The sequence below is a fragment of the Micromonospora sp. NPDC093244 genome, assembly GCF_040683695.1.
Lineage (GTDB): Bacteria > Actinomycetota > Actinomycetes > Mycobacteriales > Micromonosporaceae > Micromonospora.
Window position 1 is genome coordinate 1,112,361 of the sequence record NZ_JBFBEO010000001.1, and the last position, 16,800, is coordinate 1,129,160.

Sequence of the window (16,800 nt, forward strand, 5' to 3'; positions counted from 1 at the left end):
CACGACGACCGTTTGCCACAGCGCGGGTTCGTCATGTGGCGTTCCGTAGAGGAATGGACGCGCCGGGCACCGGACGCGGTGGCGACTGACCCCATCGCGTACCTGGTGGTGGCGTCGACGGCGCTCGGCGCGGTGAGCCAGCGGGCCGCTCAGCGCAGTGCCTCCGCCACGAGGCGCGCGACGGTGGGATCGGCGAGCAGCGTCGCGCGCGGCACCCGGAGACGATGGTCCGCGACGCCGAACCCGGCGGGCAGGTCGTGGCGTTCGGACACGATGACCGTCTCCGCGCCACCCCGGGCCGCGCCCGCGCGTCCGGCGGTGACCAGGTAGCCGAGGAACGCGGAGAACCGCTCCGAAAACTCCCGGCCCACCTCGTCGTCGGCGTCCAACATCCTGCACACGGTGTGGACGACCTCGTCGTACACGGCCTGGAGGCCGCGCATCGCCTCGGCCAGCGCCGTGGGCGACTGCCTGCCGATGTCCGGCCCGAGGGTGCCGGTGAAACCCTCGGCGGCGGCGAGGGCGTCCCGGATCTCGTCGTCCGACAGCAGACCCGCGTAACCCTCCACGGACGTGGCGAAGAGGTCCTGGATCAGTGCGCCGTCGACGTCGTTGGGATCGAGCAGCACGACCGGAGGCTCGGGCAGACCGCGCGTACGCAGCAGGCCGGCCGCTTGGCGGGCCAACGTGCCGCCGGCGCAGTAGCCGAGCACCCCGCTCACCTCCAGCCCGGCGTCGGCGACGTCGTCGAGCCAGCGGTTCAGGCAGCGGTCGGGATCCGTGCCGGCGACCAGGTCACCGGTCTGCGCGGCGAACACCGTCTCCCACACCACGGGTTCCGGTGCGAGGTTGGCGACCAGGTCGCCGAAACCGGCCTCGCGTCGTCCCGGGCCGAAGTCCACGGCGAGGAGCACGCGATCGCTGGGTCCCGGGGCGAGAACCCGCCACGTGGTGTTCATCGTCATCTCGATCCGTTCGTCCGGGCAGCGGGCACGCGGGGCCCGGCGGGCACCACGTAGGCCAGCAGTTGGGTGTTACCGGACCCGTCGTCGCGGGTCACGACCACGGCGTCCTTCACGCGGGGGTGCCGGCGCAGCAGGCTGGCGATCTCGTCCACCTCGATCCGGTGACCCCGGATCTTGACCTGCGAGTCGGCCCGACCGAGGAACTCGAAGTCGCCGTCGGGGCGCAGGCGCACCAGGTCGCCGGTCCGGTAGAGGCGTTCGGCGCCGGTCTCCGGCGGTCCCTCGACGAAGCGCTGGTCCGTCAGCCCCGGACGGCCCCGGTAGCCGAGCGCCACGCCACTCCCGCCCAGGTGCAGCTCACCCACCACACCTGCCGGCAGCACCGCGCCGTCGGCGTTGAGCACCCACGCGGAGGTGTTCTGGATCGGGCGGCCGATCGGCACGACCTCGTCCTCGGGCCCCGGACGTACCCGGGCGATCAGCGACCACACAGTCGTCTCCGTCGGGCCGTACATGTTCCACACCTCGTCGGCGACCGCGCAGAGCCGGTTGGCCAGCGGGCGGGTGAGCGCCTCGCCGCCGCAGAGCGCCAGGCGCAGGCGCAGGTCCGAAGGGGCCAGCGCCAGGACGGCGTCCCAGGTCACCGGCGTCGCCTGTGCCACTGTCACCCGTTCCTCGGTGAGCAGGTCCAGCAGGCGTTGCGGGTCGCGCGCGTCGTCGGTCGACGCGAGCGCGATCCGAGCGCCGACCGTCAGGGGCAGGAACAGCTCCAACACGGAGATGTCGAAGGACGGGCTGGTCAGGGCGAGCATCACGTCGTCCTCGGTCAGGCCCGGCCGGCGCGCCATCGAGGTCAGGAAGTTCACCACCGCGCGATGCGGCACGTTGACGCCCTTGGGCTGCCCGGTGGAACCGGAGGTGTAGATGACGTACGCCGGGTCCTCGCCGTCACCCGCCGCCGGGACGCCCAGCGGCGGAGCGTCGGCGGCGTCGCCGTCGACCTCGTCCACCACGACGACTCGCGCGCCGAGGGCGGAGAAGGTGTCCGGCGCGGTCGCCGGACCGGTGACGATCACCTGCGCCTTCGCGTCGCGCAGGATGAACTCGATCCGGCGCCGGGGGTACGTCGGGTCCACCGGCAGGTACGCCGCTCCGAGCTGCCAGCTCGCCAGCATCGCGAGCAGGGCCTCCACGGACCGGTCGAGATGGACGGCGACCACGTCACCACGGGTCACCCCCTGCCGCGCCAACCGGTCGGCGAGCCGACTGACGTGCCGCCCCAGCTCGGCGTAGGTGAACCGGCGGCTCCCGCTGTGGATCGCCGGCGCGTCGGGCCGCCTGTCGATCGAGGCGCGCACCAGCTCCAGGACGCTGCGCACGTCGGGCAGGGGAGTGGACGGCGGCGCGCAGAGACGCAGCAGGTCCCCGCGCTGCTCCTCGTTCATCAGGCTGAGCCGCTCCACCGGGGTGTCCGGCGCGGCCATCCCGTCGCGGAGCAGGTTGACCACGTGGTCCAGCAGAAGGGCGGGCATGTTCTCCGCGTACAGGTCCGCGCTGACCTCCAGCTTGAGGTGCGTGCGCTGGTCGGCCCCGGGCGCCACGACCAACTCGAGATCGGTCTGGATCGTCCCGGAGTCCAGCGGCAACCGTCGACAAACCAGCTCGGGTACGTCGTCGAACGCCTCCGCCGGCCGCGAGGCGTTGTTGAACAGGACCTGGTAGACCGGGTTGTACGCCAGGCTCCGCTCGGCGCCGAGTTCGGCCACCACCGCGGTGAACGGTGGTCGACGGTGCATCATGGCGGTCAGCGTCTCGTCGCGTACCCGGGTGACCAGGTCGGCGAAGCTCGTGCCGGTGGGCAGTTGCACCCGCAGTGTCACCACGTCCATGAAGAGACCGATCAGGCCGCGCAGCTCGGCGCGGTCACGACCGGACACCGAGGTGCCGATCAGGATGTCCCGCTCCCCGCTGTGCCGGCTCAGCGTGGCCACCCACGCGGCCGACAGGACCATCGCCGGCGACACCCGCTGCCGGCGGGCGAACTCCCGCACCGCGGCGGCGTCCTCGTCGGTGAGCGACGCCTGTGCCTTGTGCGACGACAGCGTCGGACGGCTCGGGCGTGGGGCGGCCCCCGGCATGGTGAAAATGGCGGGGGCGTCGTGCAGGCGCTCCCGCCAGTAGGCGAGGTCCTCGGCCCAGGAGCCGTCCGCCGCGGTGGCTCGCTGCTCCTCGACGTGCCGCTGGTAGGTGGTCGGCAGCTCCGCCGGCCGCCACGGTTCGCCGTCGCGCAGGGCGACGTAGGCGTCGGAGAGCTCGTCGAGGAGCACGCCCAGACTCGCACCGTCCGCGACGATGTGGTGCAAAACGATCAGGAGGACGTGGTGGTCCTCAGCGATCCGGAACACGGTCATCCGCAGCAACGGCAGTTCGGAGATGTCGAACCTCGCCCCGATCTCCGCCTCGGCGAGGTCCGCCCACTCGTCGAAGGACGCCACAGGCACCACACGCAGCACGGGTGGCGCGGTGTCGTGCACGGTCACGAAGGGACGGCCGTCGCGATCGTGGAAGGTGGTACGCAGCGCCGCATGTCGCCGCACCACGGCATCGGCGGCGCGGCCGAGCACCGCCGGATCGAGCGGCCCCCGGATCTCGTACGCGAGGGTGAGGTGGTGCATCAACGTGTCCGGCAGCAGCTGCTCCAGGAGCCAGATCCGCTCCTGGCCGAACGACGGCTCGGAGGTCGACGTCACGAGTCCTGCCCTTCCGCGCCGGCCGGTCCCACGGCCGACGCCTCCCTCACCCGTGCGGCGAGCGCCGCCACGGTCGGCTGCTCGAACAGGTAGCTGGCCGGCACACCGACCCCGTACGTCCGGCGCACGTGCGCGATCACCCGCATCACCTGCAGAGAGTTGCCCCCGATCCGGAAGAAGTCGTTGTGCACGCCCACCTGGTCCCGCTTGAGCAGCTGCGCCCACAGGCCGGTCAGGTCCCGCTCCAGGTCGTCGCGGGGCGAGCCGTCGGCCCGCGTCTCGACAGTGACCGCCGGCAGGGCGTTGAGGTCCACCTTGTGGTTGGGCGTCTGCGGCAGGGCGTCAAGCGTGACGACAGCCGACGGCACCATGTAGTCGGGCAGCAGTTGACGGAGATAGTCGACCAGCTCTTCTTCCAGCACCTACATGTCCCTTTCGGCGCGAGGATCGGTGGGTTCCGGGCCGGCGGTGCCGGCGGCCGGGTCGACAGCCACGACGCGCACCTCCGCCGTGTAGCCGGCGCCGTCGGCGTCGGTCAGCCAGGTCTGGTCGAGGTCCGGCAGCATCTCCGAGACGGTGAACGTGGTCTGCCGCGCCTCCGCGGTCCGCCGTACCGCCTTGGCGAACAGGTTCACCAGCACCAGGCTTGTGAAGTCGACGAAGACCGGCTTGTCCTCGACCGGCACCTTGTAGAACGCCCGCTCCGGCAGGCCGAGTTCGGCGCGCCAGGCGCGGGCCGCCAGGAACCGGTCCGGCTCCTTCTTGATGGACGCCCAGCGCAGGTCGGCGGCGTCCACCGTCCACGACTCACGCGCGAGTACCAGCCGGTCGATCGCGATCCTGGGTCGGTGCGCGGCAGGTGGCAGCGGTTTGAACCCGTTCACGATGGCGGCGGAGAGTAGTTCGCCCACCACCTCGAGCAGGTCGAAGTGCCGGGCGCCGTCACGGGTCCGCACCTCGAGCCGGCCATCGGTGGCCCGCCGCACCACGAGGCGCGCCGCCGGCAGCGGCTCCGCCGGGGTGCCGCCGGCGTCGGGGTGCAGCGACCAGTACGTGTAGCGGGGCGACAGCAGCGCCGACGGCGGGTACGTGCGGGAGTTCACCGCCTGCCAGTGCTTGGGTGAGGACAGGTACACCCTGCGGTCGCGGTGGTCCGCCTCGTCCGCCCGGAACAGCCAGGACGGGTCCTCGTGCTGCTCGACGAAGAGGCGGCTCTCGACGGTGTTCGACGCCAGGTGCAGTTCGCCGAGGACGAGCAGGAACTCGCCGCGGGCGATCGCCTCGGGGCCGTCGGCGGCGATCATCAGGTCCGGGGCGTGGTGCACGGCTGCCGCCCAGGCGGGCTCCGGCGCGGCGAAGAGTTCGGCGACCCGCTCCGCGATGTCCTCGGCACGCACCTGGTGCGAACGCGTCTGCGGGGAGGGCGCCAGGATCTCCTGCCACCGTCGCTGGAGTCCACTGACGGCCCTCGCCACCGGTGGCGGCAGCTCACGCAGGGAGAAGAACAGCTGCGGGGTGGCCGCCGCCACGACCGCCGCCAGGGACGGTGGGGCGTCGCCGGAGCGCGCGCGTGCCAGCTCGTACGCCTGGTCGAACACCGCCCGGTACTCGCGGGTCGCCTCGGCGACGAACCAGCGGGCGCTCTGCAACAGCAGCGCCAGCGGCGGGGCCAGGGCGTCCATCACCTGGGTGCCGAAGCGGACGTCCACGTCGCGCACGGTGTCCTCGTAGAGGATGGTGCGTCCGGCGTAGGTCTGCCCCGGCCGTCGGGCCGCCTGCACGCCCGCGGACTCCTCGAACACCGCGGCGGCCTGCTCCAGCGCGACCACGAGCTTCGCCTCGTCCCCGGCCGCGGCGGCGACCGCGTCCCGGGCGTGCAGGAGGCGACCCACGCGGGACAGCACCTCCTCGCGGACCACCGGGTCGCCCACCCGTTCGAGTCGTTCGATCAACTCCCGTTCGGGGCGGGCGGAGATCGCGACCTCCAGGCCGAGGTGCAGGAGCCCTCGCTCCCGCAGCGCCACGAGCTGGTCGAGGACGTCCTGCTCGGTGTCGAGGTCTGGGTGGCCCGACCAGAGGACCTCCTCGGCCACCTCCCGGGCGGTCCTGGTGCCGTCGCTGAGGCCGACGAGTTCGGCCTCCGTCTCGGTCAGCAGGACCGGCGGTCGGCTGCTGCGGTGCAGGGTCCGGCCGACCAGGTCGAACGAGTTGACCCGGCGGGGCGGCAGCCACGGCAGCAGCTTCGGGTCCTGCTCCAACGCCCGGGCCACCGCGTCCACAGCCCACACCTCGAAGTACGTCGTACGCCGGGCGAGCAGGTCGCGGCCGGGCCGGACTCGCGTCGCGGCGTCGTCGGTGGACCAGTGCGCCCACCCCACCGGACCGAAGAAGCCGATGGTGTCGTTCTTGACGCAGTAGCGCTGCCAGTAACTGGCGATCGCCGACTCGTGGTTGCGGCCCCGGACGTTGCGCGGCTCCCCGGCGGCGGCCTTGTCGACACAGTCGGCGATGAGTGCCCTGTTCTGCCAGGCCACCGCCTCGCGGAACGCCGGGTCACGGGCGATCCGCCGGATCTGCTCCGACAGGTCGGTCGTCGCGAGGTCGTACGCGGCCTGGTAGTCGTCCCGGCTGCCCTCGCCCGACGCCAACCGGTCGGCCGCCGCCGCCAGCTCGCCACTGCTGAGGCGGCCGACCTCGGCTGCGGGGAAGCCGGCGCTGCGGAGCACCGACTGTCTCCAGATCGACCAGTCGCTGCCGCCGAGGCGGAGCAGGTGTTCGGCGGTCATCGTCCCGCCCCCAACCGGCGCAGCTCCTCCGTGAAGCTGCCGAGAGTGGAGTAGTCGAAGATGGCGCCGATGCTCAGGTCCACGCCGAAGCGGTCCCGGACCTGCGACATCAGCTCCACGGCGATCAGCGAGTCACCGCCCAGGGCGAAGAAGTCCTGGTCGTCGCTGAGGTCGACGACGCCGGTCGCCGCCGTCCACAGTTCACGTACCTGGTCGGCCAGCTCGCCGGCCGGCGGAATCGGCTCCGCGGTGGCCGGTGCCGGCGTCGGCTCGGCGGCGGGCATCTGTGGGGGCGCCGGGACGGCGGGCGCCGCCAGCGTCGACGGTTCGTGCTTGCCGTTCGCCGACCCGGGGGGCCGGGGCGCCGACACCGGCCGGGGGACCGACACCGGCCGCGGCGCTGGCACCACCTGCCGTACCCGCGTCGTGTCCGCGTCGGGCGACGACGGCTCGGGACGACCGCCGCGGAACCGGCGGACCGCCACCTGCCGGGGGGTACGCGCCGCCAGCAGGGCCATCAGCAGGTCCACACCGACCTCGGGCGGGATACCGACGCTCCCGGCGGCGGCCTCGTCCGAGCCGCGCGGTGACACCAGGGCGGCCGGGTCGGCGGCGCGGCGCATCGTGAAGCCCCGCACCTCGACCAGGACGGCGCCGTCCTCGTCGAGGACGTCGAGGTCCGCCACGATGCTGTTGGCCGGGGCGTCCGGCCGGCGGCGGATGTGACTGAAGACGCGACCCGGCAGCCGGCCGTGCACCACCGCCGAGCGGTACATGAAGGGGACGTGGATGTCGTCCCGGTCCAGGTCACGAACCGAGGTGGTGGCGGCGTCCATGAGCGTCGGGTGCACGGCGTGCTGGCGGGCCTCGTCCTGGTAGTCCTCGGGCAACGCCAGCACGAGCAGTTGGTTGTCACCGGCCGGGTCGGTCTGGACCTGGTGGTAGGTGCGCCAGCGGGGGCCCAGCGTGAACGCCTGCCGGTCGCTGCCGAACGGTGGGAGTGGGCGGTGCTCGGTCAGGGTGGCGCGCAGCGCGGCCAGGTCCACCCGGCGCGGCGCCGGGGCGTCCGGGTCGGGACGCCACGCGGCGATCCGTCCCCGTACGTGAGTCTGCACGTCGGTGGGGGAGGAGGTGGTCGGCGGCGCCGAGGAGACCGAGAACGCCCAGCTCTCACCCTCGGGGTTGAAGGCCACCTCCACCCGGCGCGGCGAGGTCAGCTCCAGCATCCGCTGGAACACGACGTCGGTCAGCTGGACCGGCTCCTCGGCCCCGTCCAGGATCTCGGCCCGGAACGCCTCGACCACCAGGTCGAGGTGTCGGGTGCCGGGCACCACAGGCACGGTGCCCAGCCGATGCTCGTCGGTCACCGGGTCGTTCTCCGCGCTCAGCACCGTCTGCCAGCTGCGGGCCGGCGTCCGGCCGGCGGAGCGGAGCATCCCGCCCGCCGCCATGCCCACGCCGTGCCAGGCAGGCCAGTCGATGCTCAGCAGGCGGTCGGCGGCGAGGGGCGTGTCGCGGACGAAGGTGTCCAGGTAGGCGTTGGCCGCGGCGTAGTCCGCGCCGCCCGGCTGGCCCTCCAGCGCGGCGCGGCTGGAGAAGCAGACGAGGAAGTCCAGCCGTGGGCGGCCGTGGAAGACCTTCTCGATGCTCAGCGCACCTGCCATCTTGGGTGCGAATGTCGCTTCGCTGTCCGCCGCGTCGGTGAACTGGACCGTGCCGGAGCCGATCCGGCCGGCCAGGTGCAGGACCCCGTTGACCGGACCCCACCGCCGGGTCACCTCGTCGACGACGCGGCCCAGTGCTTGCGTGTCGGCGATGTCGCAGCCGTGGACCTGCACCGTCGCACCGAGCGCGCCGAGTTCGTCGACCACGTCGTCCGACACCGACCCGGTCCGACCCACCAGGACGAGAGTCGGCTGCTGGCCGGTTCTCGCGAGGCCGCGGGCCACCTCGATGCCGAGTCCTCCACCGCCGCCGGTGATCAGGTACACCCCGTTGCGGCGGACGGTGGGCGACGACCCGGAGACCACCTCCAGCCGCCGTTCGGCGGGCACCCACCGCCTGTCGCCGCGCAGGGCGACGACAGGCGAGCCGTCCTGGTCCGCCAACTCCCCGGCGAGGTCGTCGTCGGTCACCCGCCCACCGAGGTCGATCAGGCGTACGGTCAGCCGGCTGTCCTCGTCGGCGATCGTCCTGACCAGCGGCGGCAACAGGGCGTGCTCCGGGCGTACCCCCTCGGCGCCGCTGATGTCGACGGCCTCGCGGGTCAGCACGACGATGCGGGCGCCGTCCGCCACCCCGGGTGCCCGGGACACCAGCCGCGCCACCTCGTGCAGCTCCCGGAAGGGCTGTTGCAGCGCGGCCGGGTCGGCGCGGTCGGCCACCTCGTCCGACAGACCCCACGCGTGCACCAGCATGAGCGGCTGCCGGCCCGCCGCCGCGACGTCCCGCAGCAGGTCCGCCAGTTCGCCCCGACGTCGTACGGGCAGGTGGAAGGAGCGCTCGGCGGAGCCGGATCCGCGATCGGCCGGAACCGGCACCACCCTGATTCCGGCCCGTTGCAGGGCGACGGTCAGCTCGCGGGCCCGGTCCTCCTCGGCCAGCAGCAGCGCGTGCGGCGCCGCGTCGTGGCCACGGTCCGCCTGGCGGGGCGCCTGCACCCAGCAGGGCACCGAGAACGGGGACTCGTCCACTGGGGTGTCGGCGGTCAACTGCTCCTCCGTCGGGTCGACTGTCGGTGGTGCCACTTCGGCGCGTTCGGTAGGGGGCGCCTCGGGCGTGGGCGAGATCGGTGCGGCGGTGGCGGCGGGCGGGTCCGCCCAGAACCGCTCCCGCTGGTACGGGTAGGCCGGCAGCGGCGTACGGATGACCTGCCGCCCCTGCCCGACCGCGTGCCAGTCCACGTCGTGTCCGTCGGTCCAGACGGCGGCGAGGGAGCGCAGGAGCGCGATCTGGTCCTCGCCGGAGTTCGGACGCCGGGCCGGCAGCGACGCCACGGCCGTGTGCCCGCCCTCGGCCAGGGCGCGGTGCGACCGGCTCAACGAGGTGAGGGTCTGGCCCGGCCCCACCTCGATCAGCAGCTGCGGCCCCTGGTCGAGCAGATGTTCCAGCGCGGGTCCGAAGAGCACGGGTTCGACGAGCTGGTCGGCCCAGAACGTCGGGTCCGTCGCCTGCCGCGCGGTCATCGTCGCGCCGGTGGCGGCCGAGACGATCGGGATTCGCGGCGGGCGCAGCGTGATGTCGGCGAAGGCGGCGCGGAACTCGTCGGCCGCCGCGCGCATGGCCTCGGTGTGGAAGGCGTGCGCGGTGCGGATCGGGCGACTGCGCAGGCCGCGTTCCCGCAGCGGGGCGGCCAGCTCCGCCAGCGCGTCGTGCGGACCGGCAAGTACGGTCTGCCGGGGCCCGTTCACCGCCGCGATCCCGACCCGCGCCGACAGCAGGCCGGCCAGCTCGTCCGCGGGCGCGGCGACGGCGAGCATCCCACCGGCCTGCATCCGCTCCATGGCCCGGGCGCGGGCCGCGACCAGCGTGACGGCGTCGGAGAGGCCGACCACCTCGGCGACGGCGGCAGCGGTGAGCTCGCCGACACTGTGGCCCAGGAGGCGGTGCGGTACGACTCCCCACGAGCGCCACAGCCGCGCCAGCGCGTACTCCACGGCGAACAGCAGTGGTTGCGCGACGGAGGTGCTCGCCAGGCGGGTGTCGTCACCCGTACGCCAGGCCTGTGCGACGTCCGCGCCGGCGGCCGAGAAGAGGTGCAGTGTCTCGTCGAGGGCCTCGGCGAAGCGTGGCTCCTGCTGGTACAGGTCCCGCACCATACCGGCGTGCTGCGCGCCCTGGCCGGGGAAGAGGAAGGCCAGTTCCCGCCGCTCTCCGGCGCCCCGGATGATCGCGTTCGGGGCGTCCGGGCCGAGCCCGGTGACCGCCTCGGCGGCGCTCTCGGCGACCAGGGCGGCCCGGTGCGGGTAGGCACGGCGGCCGTGCTGCAGGGTCGAGACGGTCGCCGCGAACGTCTTCTCGCCGTGGTCGGCCAGATGGGTCCTGATCCGCTCCTGGTAGGTGTCCCGGGCGGCGGTCGTCGCCGCCGACCAGACCAGCAGGCGGGGTCGGGTGACGGCCGGCTCGGCCACCCGCAGGGGCGCTTCCTGAAGCACCGCGTGGGCGTTGGTGCCGCCGATGCCGAGGGAGCTGACCGCGGCCAGCCGGGGCTGGTCGGGACGGCGGGGCCAGGCTGTGGGTTCGGTGGGCAGGTGGAAGGGCGAGCCGTCCAGCTCCAGCTTGGAGTTGACGGCGCTCACGTTGATGGTGGGCGCGATCTTCTCCCGCTCCAGACTGAGCACGGCACGGATGAAGGAGGTGACACCTGCCGCGTGGCCCAGGTGACCGACGTTTGCCTTGACGGAGCTGAGGGCCACCGTGCCGTCGCCCGGGTGCCCCAGCCGGCGGTACGCGGCCAGCAGGGCGGCCACCTCGATCGGGTCGCCCAGCATCGTCCCGGTGGCGTGCGCCTCGACCAGCCCGACGTGGCGTACGTCCGCCTCGGCCATCATCATGGCCTCCAGCACCACGTTGGTCTGGCCGGTGACCCCGGGGGCGGTGAAGCCGACCTTCCGGGCGCCGTCGTTGTTGACGGCTGTGGCCCGGACGACTGCCCGCACCGCGTCACCGTCGGCGAGTGCCCGGGAGAGCTTCTTGAGCACCACGACACCCACGCCGCTGCCGAAGATCGTGCCGCTGGCCGCCGCGTCGAAGGGCCGGCAGTGCCCGTCCCGGCTGAACGGTCCGTCCATCGCCCACCGGTGCCCGTGGGTCAGCGGCAGCTCGACCTCGACGCCGCCGGCCAGGGCGAGTTCGCACTCCCCGTTGCGGATGGCGGACACCGCCTGGTGGATGGCGACAAGTGAGCTGGAGCAGGCCGTCTGGACACTCATGGCCGGCCCGGTGAAGTCCAACTTGTACGACACCATGGTGGCAAGTGAGCCGAGGTTGTTCCAGGTGCCGACCGCGAGGCCGGTGATGCCGGTGGCCGCCGTCGGGTCCGGGCGCAGATACAGGTCGACGTACCGGTTGGTGCCCGCGGCGCCGAAGACCCCGACGTCGGTCACCGAGTCCGGGTCGTAGCCCGCGTTCTCCACCGCGGCGTGCGCCGTCTCCAGGAACAGCCGCAACTGCGGGTCGCTGGTGCGCGCCTCCCGAGCGGACATCCCGAACAGCGCGGCGTCGAACATGTCGAGGTGCGCGGCTTCGGCGACCGCCCGCACGTACGCGGGGTCGTCGAGGGTGGAGCGGGGAACTCCGGCGGCCAGCAGTTCGTCCTCGGACAGGAACCGGATCGACTCCCGACCCGCGCTGATGTTGCGCCAGAACTGCTCCACGTCGTCGGCGCCCGGGAACCGCCCGGCCATGCCGATCACCGCGATGGGCTCGAGTTCATCGTCCATGGCCCGACTGTCCCTTCCGCTCCTGGTTCAACTGGGTCCGGACGGCCCGGCGTCGGTCGCCGGCGCCCTGCGGTCCCGTCTCGCGCCGCAGGGGCGCCGCCGGTCCGGTGGTCGCGGACACTCCGGCGAGCAGCGTGGTGATCTGGCGAACTGTCGGATGGGCGAAGAACGCCGTCGCCGGAGGTGGATCGGGCATGGCGTCGGACAGCAGCGCGTGCACCTGAAGCAGGCGCATCGAGGTGAGCCCGGCTTCGAAGAAGTGCTCGTCGAGACCGATCCGCCGGCCGATGACCCCGGCGATCAGGTCGACCAGCCAGCGCTGGGTGTCGGTGGCCGGGGCGTCGCGCCGGGCCGACTCGTCGGTGTCAGTGGGTGCGAGGTCGGCGGGGTGGAACACCACCTTGTGGTTGGCGCTGGTGGCGAGGCGTTTGCGGACGTCGATCCGGGCCGGCACGGCGTACCCCGGCAGCTGTGACAGCAGGTACGACCGCAGCGCGAGTGGGTCGACAGTGGTGTCGGGCCGGGGGACGACCTGGAGGGCCAGGACGGGGCCGGCGGCGGTGGTGACGGTCCCGGCGACGGCCTGCGCCACCGGGCCGGCACGGCGGGCGGCGGCCTCCACCTCGGCCAGGTCCAGGCGGTGACCGTCGACGTCGATCTGACGGTCGCGCCGGCCGACGAACTGGACCCCGCCGTCCGGGTCGACACGACCGATGTCACCGGTCCGGAAGGTCCGCCGACCGTCGGGGCCGGTGGCGAAGCGCTCCGCCGGTCCACTGTCGTCCAGGTAACCCTCGGCGAGCAGGGGACCGGTCACCACGATCTCGCCCGGCTCGCCCGCACCGGCGTCCCGGTCGTCGTCGGTCAGGACGAGCAGTTCGGTGCCCGCGACGCCCCGCCCGTGCGGCAGCACCTCGTCGTCGGCCCACCCGGACAGCGCCTCATCGGCGGACACGCCGTGCCCCAGGACCTGGTGACAGGCGGCCAGCTGCGGGGTCTCGGTGGTGCCGTAGCCGTTGACCACGGCGGCGGGGGTGAGCTGCCGCAGGCGACGGACCAGTCCGGCGGTGAGGGGCGCGCCGCCACTGAGCACGAACCGCAGCGAGTCCAACCGGATCCCGGGCGTCGAGTGGTGCGCGGCGACGAGCAGCTCCAGCAGGCCGGGGGTGGCGTGCAGCACGGTTACCCGCTGGTCGGCGAGGAAGCGCAGCAGCGCGGCCGGGTCGGTGAGCACCGCCTCGGGAGGCACCGCGACGCTCGCCCCGACGTGCAGCGCGACGAGCAGATCGCGGAGCACCGGATCGTGACCGATCCCGCCGACCAGCGCGAACCGGTCGGCGGCGGTCGGCCGGACCGTCGCCTCGTACCAGGCGAGGGCCGCGCTCAGCAGCCGCGGACCGACCACCACTCCGGCGGGGATTCCGCCGCTGCCCGACGTGAACAGGACATGACTCGCGCCGGGCAGCGTCCGGGGTCGCGCGACGCCGCCGCGCAGCGTCGGCGGCGCGAGCGCCTGCGCGGGTACGTCGATCACGGCCGCCGGCTGGAGCTGTCCGTGCTGCTGGGCCAGGCGCGCCTCGGGCAGCGCCGCGTCGACCAGAGCGATCACCGCTCCCGCGCGCCAACCGGCGAGCAGCGCCGTCACCAGGGCGGCGCTTCGCCGGCCACGGATCTCCACCACCTGCCCCGGCGTCACGCCGGCGGCGGTCAACCGGGCACGAAGGTCCTCGACCGCGGCGTCGAGCGCGCCGTACGCCAGGGGACCCTCGACGGTGTGCAGCGCGGTGTCATCAGCCCCGCCACCCAGGGCGCGCGCGGGGGACCAGGCGTCGGCCCCGGCGTCGAACGGTGGCGGGTCCGCCAGCGGCGAACGCTCCCGCCGCGCGGCGGTGACCAGGGAGACCGCCCGTGGAGACACGTGGGCGTCGGTCAGCATCTGGTCGAGGACGAGCAGGCACTGGTCGAGAATCTCCCGGGCCAGAGCGGGCCGGACCCGGTCCGCGGCGTGGATCAGCTCGACGCGGAACCCGTCGACGCCGTCGCGGTGCAGGTACAGGTTGAGGTCGAACAGCGCGCCGTCGCCCGCCACCGGCTGCGCCCGCACCTCCAGCTCCGGGAAGCGGGGCAGCGCGGCGCTCTGCGTGAGGTCGTTGAACCAGACCTGGAACAACGGATTGCCGAGCGGACGCGCGGGCAGGTCCAGCTCGGCGAGCACGGCGTCGAAGGTCGGTGTCGCATGGGTGATGGCGCCGACGTGACGATCCCGGACATGGTGCAGCACATCGAGCAGGTCGGCGCGGCGGCCGATGTCCAGCAGCACCGGGACGGTCTCGATCAGGAAGCCGACCAGCTCATGCTCGCCCGCGGAGCGGCGGCGGCTGGCCGGCATGCCGACCACCACTTGTTCGGTGCCGCTCCAGCGGGTCAGGACGACGGCCAGGCAACCCAGCAGGAGCACCGCCGGGGTGAATCCGTGGGTACGCAGGAACCGGTCCACCCGGCCCGTACGCTCGGCGCCCAGCGCCGCCTGCTGGTGCGCGCCGCGCAGGGAGGGGACCATCGACTGGGCGACAGGCAGCTTCGGGCTCTCCCGCACCTCGGCGAGCAGGTCCCGCCAGTACCGCAGGTCGGCCTGCCAGGCGGTGCCGCCCACCAGTCGGGTCTCGGCCTCGGCGTACTCGGCGAAGCTGGGGGCGGGGGCGAAGTCGGGGGCCGCACCCGCCGAACGGGCGGCGTACGCGGTAGCGAGATCGGCCACGACGATGTCCACTGTGGCCTGGTCGGAGATGATGTGGTGCATCGAGAGCACCAGGCACGCGTCGTCGGCGTCGGCCGCGCGCAGCAGCCCGGCGCGCAGCATGGGCGCCTGGTCCATCGGGATCGTGACAGCCGACACCCGCCTGACGAACTCCTCGATCGTCGAGGGGGTCAGCGGACCGTCGGCGTCCTCGACCGTCAGCTCCGGCCGGGCGTCCTCGTCGTACCGCAGATCCGGCTCGTCGGTCACCCACGCGCGCAGCGCGTCGTGGCGCCGCACCACGTCGCGCAGGGCGGCGCGCAGCGCGGCGACCCGCACGCTGCCGCCCAGGCGGAGCGCCGTCACCACGTTGTAGGCGGCGGACTCGGGATGCAGTCGGCTGAGCACCCACAGCCGGCGCTGACTGGGGGCCAGCGGCGAGCGGTAGGGGGTTTCGTGCCGGGGCGCGGTGGACGGCGCCGGTACGGGCGAGGCCGCCGGCACGGACTGCGCCCGTGCGCGAATGTCGGTGAGGGAGGCGTTGTCGCGCATCAGCAGCGCCAGCGGGACCTCCAGGCCCAGCCGTTCCCGGGCCGCCGCCACGAACCGGAGGGCGGCGAGGGACTGCCCACCCAGCGTGAGGAAGCCCTCGGCCTCGTCCTCCTCGCTCTCCGGTGGCCCGGCCGCCTCCCACCAGAGATCGTCGAGTGACACGCCGCCAGGCGATCCATGCGGGCGGTCCGCCATCGGTAGTGCTCCGTCCGTTGAAAGCGGGTACGAGGACGCGCGGTGTCGTCGCCAGGGTGAGGTCCGTCGGCATTCCGCCGCCCTCGAATGGTGCTGACTCCCGGGAATGCGTGGCTTCTCGCCAATTGCCGCAGGGGCGAATTCCGTGCTACCGCGTCGTCGTGCCTCTTGGTCTGGCGCTGGTGTGGGCAGCAACCATGAGCAAGCGCCCCCGCAATTCCCGCGCCATCATGGACCGACGCCAACCGGTTCCGGCATCTTTCTGTCTGCGCATGGGAAAAGTCGACCGGCGCGCACTCACGCAGTTGACTGCTTTGGGTCGGGAGTGACCATGGGCATGAAATTCAGCATCTTTTATTTCGCCGATGGAGCCGAGGCGCGCGACGAGGGTCTCTACCGGCTACTCATCGACGGTGCTCGTTTCGCCGACGAGAACGGGTTCGAGGCGGTCTGGACGCCGGAGCGGCACTTCCACGCCTTCGGAGGGCCCTACGCGAACCCGTCGGTGACCGGCGCCGCCATCGCCGCGGTCACCACCCGGGTGCGGATCCGCGCCGGCAGCGTGGTGGCGCCACTGCACCATCCGCTGCGGATAGCGGAGGAGTGGTCGATGGTCGACAACCTGTCCGGCGGGCGGGTGGGGATCGCCTTCGCCCCCGGATGGAATCCTGTCGACTTCGCCTTCAGCCCCCAGGCGTACGACACCCGGGCCCGGGTGGTGGCGGAGACCGTCGAGCAGGTGCGGTCGTTCTGGGCCGGCGAGCCCGCCGCGGTGGTGGACGGCAAGGGGCAGACCCGTCAGGTGCTGCTGCATCCGCGGCCGGTGCAGAAGGAACTGCCGATCTGGCTCACGTCCGGTGGCAGTCGACAGACCTTCGAGTCCGCCGGACGGCTCGGTACGGGTCTCCTGACCCACCTGTTCGACCAGGACATCGACGAGCTGGCGGAGAAGATCGCCCTCTACCGTCGGGCGGCAAAGGAGTCGTCCGCCGAGCCGAACGTGGTGGTCATGCTGCACACCCTGCTGGGCACCTCCCGCGCGGAGGTGCGCTCGCTGGTGCGGGCGCCGATGAAGGAGTACCTGCGCAGCTCGTTGGACCTCATGTCGCGTACGTCGCTGGTGGACGAGGACCTCGATCCCGCCCTGCTCGAAGAGCTGATGGACGAGGTGCTCGAGCGGGCCTTCGAACGCTACTTCGCGCACGGCGCCCTGTTCGGGACGGTGGAGGACGGGCGGCAGCGCATCGAGGAGCTACGTGCGGCAGGTGTGGACGAGGTCGCGTGCCTCATCGACTTCGGTCTGCCCGACTCGACGGTCCTGCACGGCCTGCGTCATCTGCGGGATCTGAAGCAGTCATGCGACGAATGACGAAC

General features: G+C 72.9%; 7 protein-coding genes. 1 reads left to right on the forward strand and 6 read right to left on the reverse strand.

Annotated elements, in window-relative coordinates; genetic code table 11:
- Positions 1-149: 149 nt before the first annotated feature.
- Genes AB0N27_RS04940 through AB0N27_RS04965 form a run of 6 tightly spaced genes read right to left on the reverse strand, consistent with a single transcriptional unit; the run spans position 150 to position 15,393 of the window.
- Positions 150-965, reverse strand: coding sequence for a hypothetical protein (locus tag AB0N27_RS04940; RefSeq protein ID WP_364363240.1), 816 nt, complete (start codon positions 963-965; stop codon positions 150-152).
- Positions 962-3,715: an amino acid adenylation domain-containing protein gene (locus AB0N27_RS04945; protein ID WP_364363243.1), complete on the reverse strand. Its 2,754-nt coding sequence runs from the start codon at positions 3,713-3,715 to the stop codon at positions 962-964. The genes AB0N27_RS04940 and AB0N27_RS04945 overlap by 4 nt, the downstream gene beginning before the upstream one ends.
- A complete protein-coding gene (locus tag AB0N27_RS04950; RefSeq protein WP_364363246.1) occupies positions 3,712-4,137 on the reverse strand; it encodes a phosphopantetheine-binding protein in 426 nt (141 codons plus the stop codon). The genes AB0N27_RS04945 and AB0N27_RS04950 overlap by 4 nt, the downstream gene beginning before the upstream one ends.
- Positions 4,138-6,501, reverse strand: coding sequence for a lantibiotic dehydratase (locus tag AB0N27_RS04955; RefSeq protein ID WP_364363249.1), 2,364 nt, complete (start codon positions 6,499-6,501; stop codon positions 4,138-4,140).
- Positions 6,498-11,942, reverse strand: a complete 5,445-nt coding sequence (locus AB0N27_RS04960; RefSeq protein ID WP_364363252.1) for an SDR family NAD(P)-dependent oxidoreductase — start codon at positions 11,940-11,942, stop codon at positions 6,498-6,500. The genes AB0N27_RS04955 and AB0N27_RS04960 overlap by 4 nt, the downstream gene beginning before the upstream one ends.
- Positions 11,932-15,393 carry a condensation domain-containing protein gene (locus AB0N27_RS04965; protein ID WP_364363255.1) on the reverse strand — a complete coding sequence of 1,154 codons (3,462 nt, stop codon included), beginning with the start codon at positions 15,391-15,393 and terminating at the stop codon, positions 11,932-11,934. Before AB0N27_RS04965 ends, AB0N27_RS04960 begins: the two co-directional genes overlap by 11 nt.
- A 364-nt stretch (positions 15,394-15,757) precedes the next feature.
- Between AB0N27_RS04965 and AB0N27_RS04970 the strand changes: the two genes are divergently transcribed.
- Positions 15,758-16,795 (forward strand): MupA/Atu3671 family FMN-dependent luciferase-like monooxygenase, encoded by a 1,038-nt coding sequence (locus AB0N27_RS04970; RefSeq protein WP_364363258.1) that lies wholly within the window; start codon positions 15,758-15,760, stop codon positions 16,793-16,795.
- The last annotated feature ends 5 nt before the right edge of the window (positions 16,796-16,800 follow it).

Coding starts and splice junctions, on each gene's coding strand:
- AB0N27_RS04940 (WP_364363240.1), bottom strand. CDS start 965: ATGACGATGAACACCACGTGGCGGGTTCTCGCCCCGGGACCCAGCGAT.
- AB0N27_RS04970 (WP_364363258.1), top strand. CDS start 15,758: ATGGGCATGAAATTCAGCATCTTTTATTTCGCCGATGGAGCCGAGGCG.
- AB0N27_RS04960 (WP_364363252.1), bottom strand. CDS start 11,942: ATGGACGATGAACTCGAGCCCATCGCGGTGATCGGCATGGCCGGGCGG.
- AB0N27_RS04955 (WP_364363249.1), bottom strand. CDS start 6,501: ATGACCGCCGAACACCTGCTCCGCCTCGGCGGCAGCGACTGGTCGATC.